The following is a 17,253-nucleotide window of genomic DNA, read 5'->3' as shown; positions in this document are numbered from 1 at the left end:
CCTTTCCTTAAAACATCACTCTGTCAGTCTTCTTCTCCGCAATTTTGTTGGAAGACCAAATCAAGAATAGACCGATCACCGATTTGACCAGACCAACGGCGGTTCCTAAGCTATAGTCTCTACCGATCAGACCGATTCGGTAGACATAGGTATCGATAATATCGCCGCTTTGATACACAACCGGAGAATACAGGTTATAAATTTGGTCGAAGCCGGCATTCAAGATATTAGGCAGCGACAAAATCGTCATCAGCAAAATAAAAGGCATCATCCCCGGCAGGGTTACGTGCCAGACTTTTTTTGACCAAGAAGCACCATCCATCGTTGCTGCTTCATATAATCCCGGATCAATCGAGGTAATGGCAGCAAGGTACACGATTGAACTGTAACCAAAACTTTTCCAAACATCGGTCCCGATCAGCAAACGAGGAAACAGCTGATTACTACCCAAAAAGTTTAATGGTTCTACACCAAAGTTTTGTAAAATCTGATTCACCGTTCCATCAAGACTGAATAAATTGACCACTACTGAAGCCAATATGACCCATGAAAGAAAATGGGGCAAATATACGATGGTCTGAATGGAGCGTTTCATCCACTTTACACGTACTTCATTTAATAGAATCGCAAAAAGAATCGGTACGATCGTATTAAAGACAATTTTCCAGAAAGCGATGAAAATCGTGTTTTTAGTTACTAAGAAAATATCCGGTAAACTGAACAAATAGCGAAAGTGCTCGAATCCCACAAATTCAGAACCAAATACACCTTTCGCTGGCACATAATCTTGAAATGCCATCAACAACCCAAACATAGGACCATAAGAAAAAATCAAAATAAAAATTATGCCTGGTAAAATCATCCCTAGAAAGAAAAGCTGATCTCGAGAAAACCACTTTTTCTTTTCTTTTTTGCTTTCTTTTTCAACAGAAAGTTCCATTTACTTACTCCTCCATAAATTTTTTGCCTCACCAGCCGCTTGATGAAAAAATTCGAACAAAGAAAAGGCACCTGCAGTCGGTTTTCCTGCATACAACCTTGCTTTTCTTTGTTCGAAAGACGAGTGTCAGAACCGCTGGAGTGGCCGCTTAATTATCTGCTCGCTGATCTACTACTTCTTGCATTTCTTCAAGTATGGCTGTCCCACCTTGGCTATTCCAGGTTTCAACATAGTTGTCGAAGTTTTCCAGGGGTTCTTCTCCAGTGATAAACTTAATGAAGGTCTCTTCCTCCAGTTTCCCTACTTGTGCGCCGTTTCGTTCATTGGCTTTGATCGAATCAAAACGCGGTGGTTTCACTTCATTCAAGCGTCCTTGCTCTCTGATACCGCCCATCACATTATTGACGGCTAAATAGCGGGAGGCATAGCGGGTCCAGTCCACCGGATCAGTTTCTTCAGGGCTATCCAGATATTGCTTGATTTTTTCGGCGTTTTCTTTGATGAAGAAGTTGGAGATATCCTCGATAGATGTTTCGCCAACCGCCGCCTTGGAAGCTTCTACTGCATCATCAATCTCACTATAGGCTTTTAAGAAAACAACATTCCATGGACGAACCGTCCCATCGACATCCACTTTCGCATAGTCATAAATTTCCGGAAACTCGGCTTCAATATCTTCCGAGTTGGCAACTTCACCATAAATCAGATTGATCATCTCCATGATTTTTTCCGGCTCAGAAAAACCTTTGCGCACCACGATGTATTGCCCAGTGCCGCGGTTAGCCACGGCATTGACCCCTCCATCGCCGTTAGCATTTTCAAGGGCATAAGGAACAAATTCAGCATTTGGATCATTTTGTTTGGCTTGTACTAAGCCCCAGTCAGGCATGTGCCAAGGACCAAAAGCGATGCCCGTTTCTCCATTAACCATCATGGCATGGATATCGTCATACGTGCGGGTACCAAATTGCGGATCCATGAACCCTTCATCTTGCCAGTCCTTCAGTAGCGTTAGTGCTTCTTTCATTTCTGGCGTATTGGATCCATAAAACATCTGCCCATTCTCATCTTGGAGATACGATTTTGGGTAGGCTCCAAACGCATTCATGATGGCTGTTCCGGTATATGCCGTGCCGCCATGATTTGGCGAAGACAACCAGAAGGCCAATGGCAAACCAACTGCTTTTCCGGTATTGGCTAAATCATTTTCTTGAAAAGCAATCGCTGTTTCCTTCAACTCATCCAATGTAATTGAGCGATTGCCATCTTTATCCAGTTCAATACCTAGCTCATCTAGCCAGTCCTGGCGCAACCAGACAAGATTGGGCCCGAAGTCATCGCTAGTAGATGGGATCGCCATCAAGCGATCATCAAACGTGGCTGCTTCTAACTGAATCCCATCAAACGAATCATAGATGTCTTTTAGAAAATCGTTGGCATGCTCCTCAAATACTTCGGTTAAGTCTTCCACTAAATCATTGTTAACTAATTCTTCCAATTCATCTCTTGATCCGACGATCATCGTATCCGGTAGTTCCCCTGAAGCGATCGCTAGCGATACTTGACGATCATAGTCTTCCCCATGGGCTTCAAAGGCACTCTCCAGCTCGATGCCCAAGCGTTCTTGAATCAATCGAGTATATGCGTTATTGCTGTAAGAATCCCCCTCAGGCAGTTTCGAGTTCGGTGCGGTCTGGCGTCCGATCGTAATCACGGTATCCCCATTTTCATTGGTCTTTGCTTCTTCTGAACTGCATCCTGTCATAATAAGTGCTGAAGCAACTGCTGTTAACATTGCTGTCCCCCGCCTAAATTTCATTGTTTTCCTCCTCAAACTTTTTTGATATCCTTATTATACGCAATCGCTTCCACAGAAAATATAGCACTTTTTTCAGATTCATAGCACGATTTCCAGAAAAATAAAACGTTTACAAATTCGCTCTGTTGCTTTTTTTGTTTATCGCTTACTATAGAAAGAAGAAGCGACTGCGTAATTTTCTCTATACGAAAGGACGGCGAAAACCATGTACCGACTGCTGCTTGCTGATGACAGCTACGATCAAAGAGAAGTGATCAAATACTTCTTGAGTCAGCATGAAAAAGAATGGCTGATCGAAGAAGCCAAAAATGGCCGCGAAGCCTGGCAACTTTTTCAGAAACAGCCCTTTGACTTGATAATTACCGACGTAAAGATGCCCTTTATGGATGGACATGCCCTCGTAGCGAGAATCAAAGAAGCAGTTCCTGAAATTCCTGTGATGTTTATCAGCGGCTTTGAAGATTTTCATTATGTAAAAAAAGCCATACAGTTACAAGCGGTTGACTACCTCTTAAAACCAATCGACCCTGATGATTTTTATGAACAAATAAATAAAATCATTCTTTTTATTGATCAACAAAAGCAGCGCGCTTACACAAAAACAATCGCACAAACCCATTACTTGAAAGAGATTTTGAGTAAACTTTTTTATGGCTATCCTTGGCATTCACTGCCGAAGGAAGAGCAATCGATTGCACAAGATTTTTTTAAGACTCATCCCTCTTTTTTTCTCGTTACTTGGCCGCTGGATTCTTGGAATGCGCCGGATTTTGTCCCTTCGCTATCTGCTGCATTTCCTGAAATGTTCAGTTTGTTTTTAGCTCCAGCACAACTGCTCTTTTTTAACGAACCTTTGCCAAAAAGGGAAATCGAAGAGCGAAAAAACAACTTAACTACCTATTTTTCCAAACAGTTTCAGCAAAAAATAACACTTTTTGACAGCGGACCAGTTCCCCACCATTCAGGGGTGTATGGCACCTATCATGACTTACTGAGAACCAGTCAGCGGTCTTTTTATCAGCAAAACAAAGGGAAAATCTGCCAGCTGCTTCCGGGAGATCACTACATCGTCAAGAAAGCGCTTTTTGAAAAAACCGTTTCGTATGTGAATCAATACGAAAGTAAAAAAGCCCACGCGCTTGTGAAAACAGTTTTCGACTGCTTTGAAACAAATGGACGTGAGGAACCAACCAATGCCAAGTTTTATTTTGCGACCTTTTATCAAACAATCCTCGATCAGTGCACGATCACTTTTGATGCGGAGTATGGCGCTAATCAGATTGGAAAAATACTGGAAGCGCCAAGTCTGCAACTAATTGCGGATATTTTTGATGCCCTCTTCCATTATATCTATGATGCCTTGCTTCAAATCAACGGGAGCCAGTCAAATGACTATGTGCGCCAAGTAAAATCCTATATATTCGCTCATTTTCACCAAGAGTTGAGCTTGGAGCGGTTAGCAAAGGAAGTCAATATCAATCCTAACTACCTAAGCGAATTATTCAGTACTTCTGAAGGCATGGGTATCACCAAATACATCAAGTCTTACCGTATCAAACAGGCTCAGAAGCGTTTAAAGAACTCGAACTGCAGCATTCGAACTATCTCCAAACAAGTTGGCTTTAATCATTATTCCTATTTTTGCAAAACGTTCCGAGAAATTGTCGGAATGACGCCGGATGCGTATAGAAAGAGAGGTCCCTCTTGTTAAGAAAAGTCCACGATTGTTTTAAAAATTTTCGTTTTCAAAAAAAGATCGTCCTTATTTCAATTCTTTCAAGCATTGTTCCTCTGATCGTTTTGACCTTTGTCGGGGTATCTATCATCCGAGCCTTTATCCAACAGCAGGAAAAAAGTGCTTACTCCGATAATCTCAAAAGTATCAGCTATCAGTTAGAAAGCAAGATCCACACCTATCGGGACAGCCTGCTCTTTTTAGCCAACAATACCGCCTTGACGCAAGAGCTTTCTAGTCAACGCTTCTCAAACTTTGATCAATACAATCTCTTTCAAAATACGATCGTGCCTTTGTTTCACAGTGTTCGTTTTCCGCAAGCAGATATTAAAGGCATCACGCTATACACCACGATCGATCTTTATGATCATGGGCAATACGTCAAAAAAATCACGGCTGATACAGCACTGCCTTTTCTAAAAGAAAAACCTTCGACCGAGATTCGAACGTATTTTGACAAAGAACGGGAGGAACTTTCTTTTTATACCAACCTTTTTTTAAAAGGCCATACCGCAGATTCCTTAAACTACATCGTTTTAACCATCGATCGAGCAGCATTGTTCACGAATCTTGATGCAGTCACTGAGGAACCTTACGATTTGACGATCCAGTCAGAGACCGGGCAGACGCTTTACCGTATTGATTATTTGACGAAGCAGCAGCGTACTCAAAAACAGTGGTTGGTTGGAAGCGCAGTTATTGAAGAAGCCCCTGTACTGCTGGATAATCATTGGCAAATCGTTTTTGTTAAAACCGCACAGTCATTTTTCAGCAGTCTACTGTATCTAGTTGGTGCGGCATTCATTATCTTTGGTTTTGTATTAGTGATATTGGTTTTATCCAGCTGGTGGCTAGCAAAAACCGTGGTACAGCCGATCAATTCTTTGGCCCAGCAAATGGCTTCTTTATCAATGGATCAATTCAAAATCCAGCACACATATTCTTCAAAAGATGAAGTCGGACAGTTATACACCAATTTTCAAAAAATGCTAGATAAAATCGCTGAGCTGATCAATGAAGTATATGAAGCCGAATTGAAACAAAAAGAATACGAATTGCGGGCTCTGCAAGCCCAGATCAATCCGCATTTCTTTTATAATTCCTTAGCACTGATCAGCAATACTGCCACACTAAACGGCAATCACGAGATCCGTGAGATGGCTCAGCTGCTGTCTCGATTCTACCGTCTCAGCCTAAACCAAGGATCCAACCGGCTATCCGTCAGCAAAGAACTCGATCTGACGATCACCTATGCTAAAATTCAGCAAAAAATGCATCACCATTCCTTTGATTTAGTCCTCGAAATTGACTCAAATATCGATGAATATCCGATGATCAATCTACTCTTGCAGCCGTTTGTCGAAAATGCCGTCTTTCATGGGCTTGATCATATTGAAGATGACCGCAGAGGGGTATTGACGATCCGCTGCCTCAAAGAAGGACAATGGCTACGGTTTGAGATTCAAGACAATGGTCCCGGGATTGATCCTGAACAGCTAAAACAACTGGAGGAACCTTCTGATCAACATTATGGTATCAACAATGTACGCCAGCGGCTAGCATTGTACTATGGCACGCAAGCTTCCTTATCGATTCAATCAGTAAAAGGTGAAAACACCACAATTGTTCTACTCATACCGCAAGACTTACCTCCTCAAAAAAACCGTCAGTGAAGAATGTTTAATCACTAACGGTTTTTTGGTGTCAAAATATTCAGATATTTATTTTAATGCTTGATTTCAAGTACCTATTCCTCTACAGCAAACGCACCAACCTCTAATAATCCTTGCCGACCCTGGTCTCGCGTCACGCCTTTTGCTTTCTTTAACATTCGTTCCCAATACTCCATGGTATCTTTTATAAAATCCTTGTTGCCGTCAGTACACCCTTCACGAATAAACAGCAATACCAACCCACTAAAAAAAATCAAGGCTTCTTCATGGTATTTCCTCAGATCGTTTTCTTGCTCACATTGAAAAACAGTTGATTCAGCGATTGCTTCTTGAAAATATGCAAAAGAACACTCTTTTATGTAGGGACCACAACCAATATCATTTAAAAATAATGCAAAAAAGAGGGCTCGATTGCGACTGGCGAACACGTAATAGTCATGCCAAAAACAGTATAGAGGATCCAGTGTCATCACCGTCTCTTTTTTTGCTTCATGAATGTCATGGAAGACATCATCGACCATTGCCTGTTTATAATTTTGCATGTTTGAAAAATTCAAATAGATTGGTTGGGTCGATGTTCGTGCATATTTAGCAATGTCGCGGACAGTGATTGGCCGATAAAGATATTCCACCAGATATTTTTTTAAACAGTTGATCAAATATTTTTTCGTAATCGTTGCTTTTCTCATAATACCCCTTCCTTTCTTGAGGCGATCAGCTCTCGCTAACGCTCCTCTACTCTCACTTGCTTTCTTCCAGTGAAACACCACCAACACCCAATTTTCTTACTGAAAGTAATCTGCATACTTCTACTTTAACAAAAAAGAGAACGTTAACATATACTTTCTGCCGAATTTCTTAATTTTGTTTTATATTTTTGACCATTTTTCTGAAAAACTTCCCTGTTTTCCTCGGCTAAGTCTTAAGACTGATTTTTTTGATACTACTTGTGAAATGATACTATGTAATGTATAGTATGGATATGAACAGGAGGAGAGCCTTTGGATGCCCAATTAAAAAAAGGATTATTGGAAATTTGTGTTTTAGCCTATTTGCAGCACGGGGACTCTTATGGCTATGAATTAGTCAAAAATATTTCTCCTTTACTACCAATCTCAGAATCCACCCTCTACCCTATCTTGAAGCGCTTAGAAGCCAGCCGAGCGGTTGAGACTTACAACAAGAGTCATCAAGGACGGACCCGAAAATATTACCGCTTGACCAAACTTGGCAAACAGCGGATCGACGATTTTTTAACCAACGACTGGCCCCAATTGACATTGATCCAGCGATTTATTAAAGGAGGAACACTAGATGAACAGAGTTGATTTTATCAAGGCATTGGCTGCAGAATTATCTGAAAAAGTCAGACCTAGCGAGATTCATCAGCTGATCAACTATTATGACGAGATGATCGAAGATTTGATGGAAGAAGGATACACTGAAGAAGAAGCCGTGGCACGCCTTGGCTCCCCAAAAGAACTGATCCAAACAGTCACAGAAACAGAAGAGGTCGTGGTAGAGATTCCCCGCCGCTTTCATCCCTTTTTGCTCTTGATCTTAGTGCTAGGCTTTCCATTGTGGGGTAGCTTATTGTTAAGTGCCGCTTTGCTGATCCTAAGCTTTTTAATAATCATCTGGTGTGTGCCTTTCACCACTGGCATGATTGGTGTCACTACGTTTATCGGTGGGATTGCTAGCGTTGTCTTAAGTCCAATGCTGATGGCGGATGGTTTCTATCTCTTTTTAAGTCAGTTAGGCGTGGGGATTTTCTTATTTGGTTTAGGGCTTCTTTGTCTGATCGCCACTTATAGTATGAGCCGACCTTTTTCACGTCTTACCCACTCCCTTGTCGTTTGGCCAAAATCATTTGTTCAAAACTATCGAAAGAAGGCAGTCCTATGATCAAAATCAATAAGCGCTTTTTCGTTTTTCTCAGTCTGTTGTTTATTATTCTCGGACTGGTCATCACCTTTATCGGTTTTTCAATGTCAGGGTACTCACCTGATGCCTACCATATTGAGCATCGTCGTTGGTATCAACTGATTGGTTTCTACACAGACTAATCGGCAAAAACAATTATAAGTTGTTTTTTTCGTCAGAAAAACTAGCAATTTGCATTAATTTCATGTATTGATGAAAAAATTGAACTTTCCTTTTTAACCTCACCATATTACTATATAGGTACATCCTGTATCCTATTTCATAGGGTAACCAGAAAAACCCATACCATCCTATGGGTTTTTTTGTTGTTTATAAAAGCAAAAAAGCGTGCCGCAAGTCCAGTTATCGCCAAGCCAGCTATTTTTAGCTAACCTTGGTAGAGCCTGTCTGCAGTACGTTTTTTCTACTGATCGATTATTCCCCTAGTACTGGCTGTTCTTGCACAGTGCCAATAGGAAACAAGGCGCGAAACACCCGGCGAACGATTGGGCCTGCAATGAACAATTGCAATGGCAATGCGACAATCACATTTTTCCCAATGTTGCTTAGCCAATTGACGAACACCGAGTGATCAGGGTTTGGATGCATCAACGCACCAAAGAGTGACATACAGATCACCATGCCGGCGATCATCAATGAAGAAATCAAACCGATTTTTTTCCAAGTAGCTGATTGATGGTCCAAAAATCGAAATGCCAAACCTTTTGCTGGACCCGAAACAATGAACCAATCCAAAATAAAGGCGACACAAAGAGCTAATGGCAATTCATTCCACGCCAATTGGAATGCCAATGCAGAAACACCGACTTGGAACATGAGGTTGTAAACACTCATAAAATACACCATGAAAATACACATAAGTGTCGTATAGATCAAACTTTCTTTTTTGTTGATGGGCATGTAACAACTTCCTTTCTCTTTTTCGTACTCGACTATTCTAGCAGAAGAAAATTTTTCGTGTAAGTAAAAGTTTGAAAACTTTCAAAAAAGTTTTTTGCTATTTTTTTATCCACTTCTCTTGACACTTTCTTATGAAGTCAGTAGAATAGCGATAGATTAAATCGTACAGATAACAAGCGGGTTCGCTTGTCGAGAGAGAGGCGGTTTCTATGAGAATAGAAACGGTCTCTTTTTTTGCGAATTTTTTAGAGGTGAGAATATGGAAAACAACAAAAAACTCGTGGGGGCGATCCTCGCAACCGGATTGATGTCATTTGCAGGCGTGCTGATTGAAACAGCCATGAATGTAACGTTTCCGACATTGATCGATCAATTTACGCTTTCAACATCCGATGTTCAATGGGTGACGACCATCTACTTACTGGTCATCTCCATCATTGTCCCAATATCGACCTACCTTTTGAAACGCTTCTCATTGAGAACCTTGTTTCTAGCTGCCAACGCCTTTTTCCTTGTTGGCTTGGTGATCGACTTTTTATCGCCGACGTTTGCCATTTTGCTGATTGGCCGCTTTTTCCAAGGTGCCAGCACAGGGATCGCACTGCCTTTGATGTTCCACATCATTTTGACTTACTCCCCCTTTGAAAAACGGGGAGCGGCAATCGGCTTAGGGAATTTGACCACTTCCATCGCTCCAGCGATCGGACCGACATATGGGGGCTTATTGACCGCCCATTGGTCTTGGAATGCGATCTTTCTTTTCTTGATCCCAGTCTTGCTGATCTCCCTAGTACTCGGCCTTTACTCGATCCCTAAAACGGCTGGGGCAAAAGACACTTCCCTGGATTTACTGAGTGTATTAGGAATCGTCTTGATGTTCAGCGGCTTCTTATTGTTCTTGAATCAAGTAGGCACCTTAGCGAGTCTACTGCCGCTGCTTTTCGGTTTCATTGGTGCTGGCTTGTTTTATCAACGCTCAAAAGGCCCGAACCCTTTGATTCGTTTGGCTGTTTTGAAAAACCGTAGCTTCAGTTTGTTTCTGTTTGGCTTTCTTGTTTGTCAGTTCCTTTTACTGGGCATTTCCTTTGTCTTGCCGAACTTTGTCCAACTCGCTTTGGGAAAAGATGCCTTTACTGCAGGATTAGTTATGCTGCCCGGGGCGGCCATCGGGGCGATCCTTGCGCCGATCTCTGGTCGGTTGCTGGATAAAGTTGGACCGAAAAAACCGATCCTGTCTGGTTTGACGTTGATTGCCATCGGTTGGCTTGCCTTAGCCCTCGTTTTGCGTTCGCCTTTCATTTGGAGCCTAGTTGCTGGACATGTCTTTTACATGATCGGGATCGGCTTAGCCTACAGCAATATGATGACCACCGGCTTAAACAAGCTGACTCCTGCGTTGTACGCGGACGGTAATGCGATCTTTAATACGCTACAGCAATTTTCTGGTGCAGTGGCGACGGCTGTGGTGGCGACCATTATCAATTTGGCACAAAATGCGGCGACCGATTACACCCAAGGGACGGTCATCGGCTCTCAAATCGCCTTATTCTTTTTGTGGGCCTTGGTCTTACTGACTTTCCTATTAACGATTAACTACTTCCGCAAAAACACCGACAAAAAAGCTGTCAGCTAACTGCGGCTTTGCCAATTGAAAAACAACGAAAAAAAGCCGCCCTCCCTTGAGGACGGCCCATAAAAAAATCCGCTTCCGATTCCCCTTCTTAGTCAAAGGGCGCTCTCGGAAACGGATTATTTTTTTAGTTTAATTCAGCTGAACCAACCGCTGTTTTGGCTGTCACTGTGCCTGTAGTCGTCAATGAAAGCTGACGCACTTTTTCGGCATTCGTGATGACCGTCAAAACATCTGTCTGTTTGCCAGCTGCGATAACGGCATCTAGATCCATCACTGCAAGCTTCGTTTCTGGTGTGACCGTATCACCTTCAGAAACAAGAACCTCAAATGGCGCACCTTTTAGTTCTACAGTATCCAAGCCCATGTGGACGAGAACTTCCGCGCCACCAGGCGTTAAAATCCCGATTGCATGTTTCGTTTCAAAAATGCTAGAGATCGTACCTGCAACAGGAGCATAAATCGTTCCGTTCGTTGGCTGAACAGCAAAGCCGTCACCCATCATTTTTTGAGAAAAGACAGGGTCAGAAACTTCAGTGATGGCAACTACTTTCCCATCAGCTGGAGCATAAAGGGTTTCTTCTGAAACTTGTGTTGCTTCTGGTGCTGCAGTTGTCGGTGCAGCAGTCGTTGGTGCAACAGCCGCTGCTGCAGCTGTATCAGCAGCCAATTGCGGTTCTAATTTATTTAAGAAGGTAACTTTTCTAAAGACGATAGTGCAAACAAAAGTGATCGCAATCGTCACCGCCATTGAGATGAAGACCATTGGATAGTTTTCAATTTTAAATGATAAGAAGCCAGGCAGTCCCCCTACACCAATACCTAATGCACGGGTATTCGTTGCAGTGATCAGCATTCCACCGAAGGCAGAACCTACCATTGCTGCGACAAATGGGTAAACATATTTCAAATTGATCCCGAACATCGCTGGTTCAGTAACCCCCATGTAAGCAGAAATCGTTGCTGGAACAGAGACTTGTTCTTCTTTTTTATTGCCACGGTGAAGGAACCAAATCGCCAATACTGCCGTACCTTGCGCAATATTTGACAGCATGATCATTGGCCAAAGGTTTGTTGTCCCAAAATCCGCTACTAATTGAGAGTCGATCGCTAGCGTTGTATGATGCAATCCGGTAATAACCAAAGGCGCATACAAGCCACCGAAAATGAAACCAAATAACCAGTTTAATGGTGAGGTCAAGCCAGCATTTACGACCCAAGAAATGCCTGATCCGATTTGCCAACCGATTGGACCTAATACCATGTGAGCTGCTAAAATAGTTGGCAGCAATGAGAACAATGGAACGAAGATCATTGAAACCGCTTCTGGAATCCATTTCCGGAAGAATCTTTCAAGATAAACCAATAAGAAACCTGCCAGCATTGCTGGGATCACTTGTGCTTGATACCCAATTTTATCAATAGTGAAGAACCCGAAGTCCCACGTATAATTTTGGGCGATTTCTGCAGCAGAAGTTGAACTTACTGAATAAGCATTTAATAATTGCGGTGAAACCAATGTAATCCCTAAAACAATCCCTAATATTTGCGTGGTTCCCATCTTACGTGTAATACTCCAGGTAATCCCTACTGGTAGAAAGTGAAAGATCGCTTCACAGGGCAGCCATAAAAAGCCGTTGACACCGTTCCAAAAAGTAGAAGCTTGCGTAATGGTTTGTCCACCTAGAGCTTCTAACGGTACACCTTCTAAGAAATTTCTCAGCCCTAGCATCAAACCACCGACAATAATCGCTGGTAATAACGGGGTAAAGATCTCAGCTAACGTAGCAATCGCTCGTTGCACGATATTTTGATTGTTTTTTGCAATCGCTTTGCTTTGTTCTTTAGAAACACCTTCTATTCCTGATACATCGGTAAAATCATTGTAAAACGTTGAGACATCATTGCCGATAATGACTTGGAATTGTCCCGCATTCGTAAACATCCCTTTGACACTTGGAATTTCTTCAATTGCCTTTTCGTTTGCTTTTGTCTGATCGTTCAAAACAAAACGCATCCGTGTCGCGCAATGTGTTACTGCGGCGATATTTTCTTTGCCGCCAACATATTCCAGCAGCTTCTCAGCATCATCACGATACTTTCCCATAATTAATAAACCCCTTTCATATCCACTTGTATATATATGTTTTAATTACGCACTAATCATAACTTGATAGTTTTGATATTGCAAGCGTTTCAAACCAATTTTTTTCACTTTTTCTACAAACAATACAAGTGAATAGAAAAGGTACCGTATTAAAACCTTAATAAATAAACGTTTTTTAAAATATTTGATTAATATAAAATAATATTGCCAATGACTTTATTTACTGTTTATTTAACAAAAAAGAATAAAAAAACAGGTGAGATAAATTGAAATAGCTTACAAATTACGTTATAATCATCTTGCATGTATAGACAAGTTTAAAGGAGGACAACTATTGTGAATACGATTATATTGTCTAAGGAAGAATGGCTGTTAACGGATCAAACCGGTACGACCTATCCGTTTTCTGGGACAGACAGTGAACGAGTTGCTGCACTGACCGCGCAGCTGCAGAAAATGGAAGGTGGCGGGATCGTCTCTGAATCGCTGGTGTTTACGAATGAAGAAGGGACTTTTTCACTGGACCAATGGTTGACAGAAAAATTGAATCGTCCCTTTGTTTGCACCACGAAAGAACAGTATGAAGAAAAAAGTGCTGAAATTCCTTGGAACCTCGAATACTATGGCTACACCCCTGGTAAAGATGAATACTCGGTGGAGTCACTTTTAACCGTCGGCAACGGCTATCTAGGGCTGCGAGGCACGACGCCTGAGATGACCATTTGTGAAGCGAACTATCCAGGGCTGTATTTAGCAAGTCTTTACAATACGGTAGAATCGGATGTTTCTGGTCATACCATCAGCAATGAAGACTTCGTCAATGCACCGAATCTGCAAAAAATGTACGTGAAGATCGATGATGAAGTGATCGACATTGCCAACAATCAGCTTCTTTCCTTTAAACGGACATTAGATCTGAAGACCGGCTTGTTCCAATCAGTGGCAGAAATTGAAACAAAAAAACAAAAGCGTCTGCGAATCGAAACGAAGAAAATCGCCAATATGCAAGACGTTCACCAATATAGCTTGGTCTATCAGTTTACCCCGCTGAACTTTTCCGGCACCGTTACTTTCGTCAGTGAAGCCGACGGATCGGTCTATAACTATAACGTCGCTCGTTACCGTAGCTTAACCAACCAGCATTTGACCGTGAAAGAGACAGCAGCTGAACAAAACAAAGCGCATTTAGTGGTCACCACTAACCAATCACAGATTACCGTTGTCCAATCCTCTGAACTGTTTTCAAAGGACCTGCCATTGGCTGAGTTGCACGCTGAAACAAACGACCAGCTCGTCCGTCAGCAAGTAGCCCTTGAGGTGACGGAGGGACAAACTTATCGGGTCGAAAAATCAGTCACTGCTGCCGCTTATCGGCAAGAGGATCCGCAACCGGCATTTACGTTTTCTTCCTTAGCATTACCTGATTTTGCGACGATGTATACCGCCTCAAAACAAGCCTGGGCTGAATTATGGGCGAAAGCGGCCATCGAAGTCACTGGTGACTTGATGTCGCAAAAAATGCTGAATCTGCATACGTATCATCTGCTGGTCTCCGCAGCACCGAATGCTTATCAGGAGTCCTTAGATGCCAGTATCACTGCCCGTGGCCTACATGGTGAAGCCTATCGCGGTCATATTTTCTGGGATGAACTGTTTATCTTACCCTTTTACATTCTACATTTTCCTGACACCGCCAAAGAAATTTTGCTGTATCGCTACCGCCGCTTAGCTGCTGCCAAAAAAGACGCCCAAAAAGCCGGTTACCAAGGCGCCATGTTCCCATGGCAATCAGGCTTGGATGGCAGTGAGCAATCCCAAGAACTGCATTTGAATCCTATCAGCGGCGAATGGAAAGAAGACCACAGTCGCTTGCAGCGCCACGTCTCCTTAGCGATCGCTTATAACATTTGGCAATATTGGCACAACACACAAGACCGTCCCTTTATGGAACAATATGGATTAGAATTGATGTTAGAAGTCGCCCATTTCTGGCAAAGTGCTGCCACCTGGGATGATACTGCTCAACGTTACTTTATCGATAAAGTCATGGGACCAGATGAATTTCATGAAAGCTACCCAAATAGTGAACAAGGCGGCTTGAAAAACAACGCCTATACCAATATGATGGTAGTATGGTTGTTTGAAGAGATCGAGAACCTCCAACAACAACTATCAGCAGAGAGCTTCCAAGCAGTATTGGAGAAAACGGCTTTAACCCCAGCGGATATTGCTGCTATGGCAGATATTCGTACCAAATTAGGCTTAGAGATCGATCACGAAGGCATCATCGCACAGTTTGAAGGGTACTTCCAGTTGGAAGATCTGGATTGGGCCCATTATAAAGAGAAATATGGCAACATTTATCGGATGGATCGCATCCTAAACGCTGAAGGCAAGAGTGCTGACAGCTACAAAGTCGCGAAACAAGCCGATAGTTTGATGATTTTCTATAATTTCTCAAAAGAGCAAGTCAATCAAATTTTGGCGGATCTTTCTTACCAACTGCCAACAGACTATATTGAAAAAAATCTCCATTATTATTTGGCTCGCACCTCCCACGGCTCGACTTTGTCGCGGATCGTTCACGCTCAGTTAGCGGCAATGGTGGATGATCAGGAATTGGCTTGGTCGTTATACCAAGAAGCCCTCTCTTCTGATTATCGTGATATCCAAGGCGGGACCACGGCAGAAGGCATTCACGCCGGTGTCATGGCCGCTACGTTGTTTATTCCGTTAACCACTTTTGCTGGGATTGATATTCGAGAAGAGCAACTGCAGATCACACCAAACTTGCCAAAAGCTTGGGACAGCTTAGCCTTTCAGCTAGAAGTTCGCGGCACCCGCTTTGCATTGAATGTTACACATGAAACATTGACGATCACCGCTGATCAGCCAGTCACGATCTTAGTGAATGGGCAGCAAGTTTCTCTAGAAGCAAAGAAAGAAGCAACGATTACTTACTAAAAGGAGTGTTACACATGAAAAAAGGATTTGTTTTTGATTTAGACGGCGTTATCACGGATACAGCTAAATACCACTACATCGCATGGAAAGAATTAGCTGCGGAGATTGGGATCGAGATCGATTTGAAATTCAATGAGCAGTTAAAAGGCATTAGCCGCATGGATTCTTTAGAGCGAATCTTAACACTAGGCAACAAAAATGATGCCTACACAGAAGTCGAAAAAGAAGCCTTAGCGACAAAGAAAAATACCCACTATGTACAATTATTACAAAGCTTGACTCCTGATGATCTATTGCCGGGGGTAAAGACGTTCCTTGATGAAGCCAAAGCAAAAAATATTCCTTGTGCCATCGCTTCGGCATCCAAGAATGCGCCGTTTATTTTGGACAAACTAGGTGTCATGCAAGACTTTGATACGATCGTTGACCCAGCAACCTTGAAAAAAGGCAAACCAGATCCAGAAATCTTTATCCAAGCAGCGCTAGCACTAGGCATTGAACCGGCAGAAGCAGTTGGGTTTGAAGATGCTCAAGCAGGGATCGACGGCATCAAAGCTGCTGGTATGTACGCGGTAGGCGTTTATTCAGGAGAAGAACTACACGGTGCAGATGTGATCGTTGAAAAATTGACGGATCTAAACATTGACGAACTTTTGGCGAAATAGTCGATTGCATTTCCAAATTGGCCTCGCTATAATAGCCAAAGAGGGGGCAATCCGATGAACAAGTTCAAAGAGATATTTTTAGATTTAGAACAAAAAATTCTAGCAAACGAATACCCTCCGCATTCTTTGCTGCCTAGCGAAAACCAATTGATCAAAACTTATGGTGTCTCCCGCGAGACTGTCCGTAAGGCATTGAATTTATTGCGGGATGCTGGTTATATCCAAAAGAAACAAGGGAAAGGTTCGATCGTTTTAGACTTGAATCGCTTTGATTTCCCGATTTCTGGCTTGACGAGTTTTCGTGAGCTGCAAGATACCCAACGCATTCCTAGTGAAACAAAGGTTGTCGAGATCCGTAAGATCGCCGTTTCGCCAAAGCTGCACGAGACCACTGGTTGGCCTGTCGCTTCTGAGGCATGGAAACTGATCCGTCAGCGGAGAATCGATGGAGAAGTGGTGATTTTGGATAAAGATTACCTTGATGCTTCTATCATCGAAGAGTTGCCAGAAAACCGAGCGAAAGTATCGATTTTTGATTACTTTGAAAATGATCTTGGCCTTGAGATCGCTTATGCACAAAAAGAAATCACTGTTGACCCCGTCAACAAAGAATTGCGGGATCTAATGGATCTGCGTCCTGAAGATCAGCATGTCGTTACGGTTCGCAGCCTCGTGTATCTAGAAGACACGCGCTGTTTTGAATACACCGAATCGATCCACCGACTGGATAAATTCCGCTTTGTGGACTTTGCCCGTCGACGCAAGATTTGATGGACGTATAGACGTGAAAAAGACAAAACAGACCTAGACTTCACCGAGAAGTCTGGGTCTGTTTTATGTTTCAATCCCCCCCTCTCGAGATGATGCTGGATCGAT

The 17,253-nt window shown here is 42.6% G+C and carries 14 protein-coding genes; 9 read left to right on the top strand and 5 right to left on the bottom strand.

The genetic code is table 11. The features are described 5' to 3' along the window. Positions 1-7: 7 nt before the first annotated feature. Positions 8-940: an ABC transporter permease gene (locus IGJ01_RS00270; RefSeq protein ID WP_008376715.1), complete on the bottom strand. Its 933-nt coding sequence runs from the start codon at positions 938-940 to the stop codon at positions 8-10. Positions 941-1,088: 148 nt separating this feature from the next. Beyond that, positions 1,089-2,759, bottom strand: coding sequence for an extracellular solute-binding protein (locus IGJ01_RS00265; protein ID WP_430601281.1), 1,671 nt, complete (start codon positions 2,757-2,759; stop codon positions 1,089-1,091). 205 nt (positions 2,760-2,964) lie between these two features. Between IGJ01_RS00265 and IGJ01_RS00260 the strand changes: the two genes are divergently transcribed. Next, on the top strand, positions 2,965-4,470 hold the full coding sequence (locus IGJ01_RS00260; RefSeq protein WP_430601280.1) for a response regulator transcription factor: 1,506 nt from the start codon (positions 2,965-2,967) through the stop codon (positions 4,468-4,470). Further along, complete coding sequence (locus IGJ01_RS00255) at positions 4,464-6,167, top strand: sensor histidine kinase (protein WP_430601279.1); 1,704 nt, start codon at positions 4,464-4,466, stop codon at positions 6,165-6,167. The genes IGJ01_RS00260 and IGJ01_RS00255 overlap by 7 nt, the downstream gene beginning before the upstream one ends. 74 nt (positions 6,168-6,241) lie before the next feature. Here the strand turns inward: IGJ01_RS00255 and IGJ01_RS00250 are convergent, their stop codons facing one another. Further along, positions 6,242-6,943, bottom strand: a complete 702-nt coding sequence (locus IGJ01_RS00250; protein ID WP_430601278.1) for a TetR/AcrR family transcriptional regulator — start codon at positions 6,941-6,943, stop codon at positions 6,242-6,244. Positions 6,944-7,168: 225 nt separating this feature from the next. Between IGJ01_RS00250 and IGJ01_RS00245 the strand changes: the two genes are divergently transcribed. From IGJ01_RS00245 to IGJ01_RS00235, 3 genes are read left to right on the top strand one after another with little or no spacing between them, the layout of a single operon-like run. Continuing rightward, complete coding sequence (locus tag IGJ01_RS00245) at positions 7,169-7,495, top strand: PadR family transcriptional regulator (protein ID WP_005232883.1); 327 nt, start codon at positions 7,169-7,171, stop codon at positions 7,493-7,495. Continuing rightward, complete coding sequence (locus tag IGJ01_RS00240; protein ID WP_005232884.1) at positions 7,482-8,072, top strand: DUF1700 domain-containing protein; 591 nt, start codon at positions 7,482-7,484, stop codon at positions 8,070-8,072. The genes IGJ01_RS00245 and IGJ01_RS00240 overlap by 14 nt, the downstream gene beginning before the upstream one ends. Further along, on the top strand, positions 8,069-8,233 hold the full coding sequence (locus tag IGJ01_RS00235) for a hypothetical protein (RefSeq protein ID WP_005232885.1): 165 nt from the start codon (positions 8,069-8,071) through the stop codon (positions 8,231-8,233). The genes IGJ01_RS00240 and IGJ01_RS00235 overlap by 4 nt, the downstream gene beginning before the upstream one ends. A 292-nt stretch (positions 8,234-8,525) precedes the next feature. On the opposite strand, the gene IGJ01_RS00230 is transcribed toward IGJ01_RS00235, so the two are convergent. Further along, positions 8,526-9,011, bottom strand: coding sequence for a hypothetical protein (locus IGJ01_RS00230; protein ID WP_005226468.1), 486 nt, complete (start codon positions 9,009-9,011; stop codon positions 8,526-8,528). A 259-nt stretch (positions 9,012-9,270) separates the two neighbouring features. On the opposite strand from IGJ01_RS00230, the gene IGJ01_RS00225 reads away from it, so the two are divergent. Then, the gene (locus IGJ01_RS00225; protein WP_008376728.1) at positions 9,271-10,644 is read left to right on the top strand and encodes an MFS transporter; all 1,374 of its coding nucleotides are present in this window, start codon (positions 9,271-9,273) and stop codon (positions 10,642-10,644) included. Positions 10,645-10,768: 124 nt separating this feature from the next. On the opposite strand, the gene treP is transcribed toward IGJ01_RS00225, so the two are convergent. Next, a complete protein-coding gene (gene treP, locus IGJ01_RS00220; protein ID WP_008376729.1) occupies positions 10,769-12,748 on the bottom strand; it encodes a PTS system trehalose-specific EIIBC component in 1,980 nt (659 codons plus the stop codon). A 336-nt stretch (positions 12,749-13,084) separates the two neighbouring features. Here treP and IGJ01_RS00215 point away from each other — a divergent pair, with 336 nt between their 5' ends. From IGJ01_RS00215 to treR, 3 genes are read left to right on the top strand one after another with little or no spacing between them, the layout of a single operon-like run. Next, on the top strand, positions 13,085-15,712 hold the full coding sequence (locus IGJ01_RS00215) for a glycoside hydrolase family 65 protein (RefSeq protein WP_430601277.1): 2,628 nt from the start codon (positions 13,085-13,087) through the stop codon (positions 15,710-15,712). A gap of 14 nt (positions 15,713-15,726) precedes the next feature. Continuing rightward, complete coding sequence (gene pgmB / locus IGJ01_RS00210; protein ID WP_005232889.1) at positions 15,727-16,377, top strand: beta-phosphoglucomutase; 651 nt, start codon at positions 15,727-15,729, stop codon at positions 16,375-16,377. A gap of 54 nt (positions 16,378-16,431) precedes the next feature. Then, positions 16,432-17,148 carry a trehalose operon repressor gene (gene treR, locus IGJ01_RS00205; RefSeq protein WP_005226457.1) on the top strand — a complete coding sequence of 239 codons (717 nt, stop codon included), beginning with the start codon at positions 16,432-16,434 and terminating at the stop codon, positions 17,146-17,148. Positions 17,149-17,253 lie beyond the last annotated feature (105 nt).

The sequence above is a fragment of the Enterococcus sp. AZ089 genome, from assembly GCF_050547225.1.
In the GTDB taxonomy this organism is placed as follows: domain Bacteria; phylum Bacillota; class Bacilli; order Lactobacillales; family Enterococcaceae; genus Enterococcus_D; species Enterococcus_D entomosocium.
The sequence above is the reverse complement of the archived record's forward strand: the minus strand, read 5'-3'. Positions and strand labels throughout refer to the sequence as shown.

Coding starts and splice junctions, on each gene's coding strand:
- IGJ01_RS00270 (WP_008376715.1), bottom strand. CDS start 940: ATGGAACTTTCTGTTGAAAAAGAAAGCAAAAAAGAAAAGAAAAAGTGG.
- IGJ01_RS00260 (WP_430601280.1), top strand. CDS start 2,965: ATGTACCGACTGCTGCTTGCTGATGACAGCTACGATCAAAGAGAAGTG.
- IGJ01_RS00265 (WP_430601281.1), bottom strand. CDS start 2,759: ATGAAATTTAGGCGGGGGACAGCAATGTTAACAGCAGTTGCTTCAGCA.
- IGJ01_RS00225 (WP_008376728.1), top strand. CDS start 9,271: ATGGAAAACAACAAAAAACTCGTGGGGGCGATCCTCGCAACCGGATTG.
- treR (WP_005226457.1), top strand. CDS start 16,432: ATGAACAAGTTCAAAGAGATATTTTTAGATTTAGAACAAAAAATTCTA.
- treP (WP_008376729.1), bottom strand. CDS start 12,748: ATGGGAAAGTATCGTGATGATGCTGAGAAGCTGCTGGAATATGTTGGC.
- pgmB (WP_005232889.1), top strand. CDS start 15,727: ATGAAAAAAGGATTTGTTTTTGATTTAGACGGCGTTATCACGGATACA.
- IGJ01_RS00235 (WP_005232885.1), top strand. CDS start 8,069: ATGATCAAAATCAATAAGCGCTTTTTCGTTTTTCTCAGTCTGTTGTTT.
- IGJ01_RS00240 (WP_005232884.1), top strand. CDS start 7,482: ATGAACAGAGTTGATTTTATCAAGGCATTGGCTGCAGAATTATCTGAA.
- IGJ01_RS00230 (WP_005226468.1), bottom strand. CDS start 9,011: ATGCCCATCAACAAAAAAGAAAGTTTGATCTATACGACACTTATGTGT.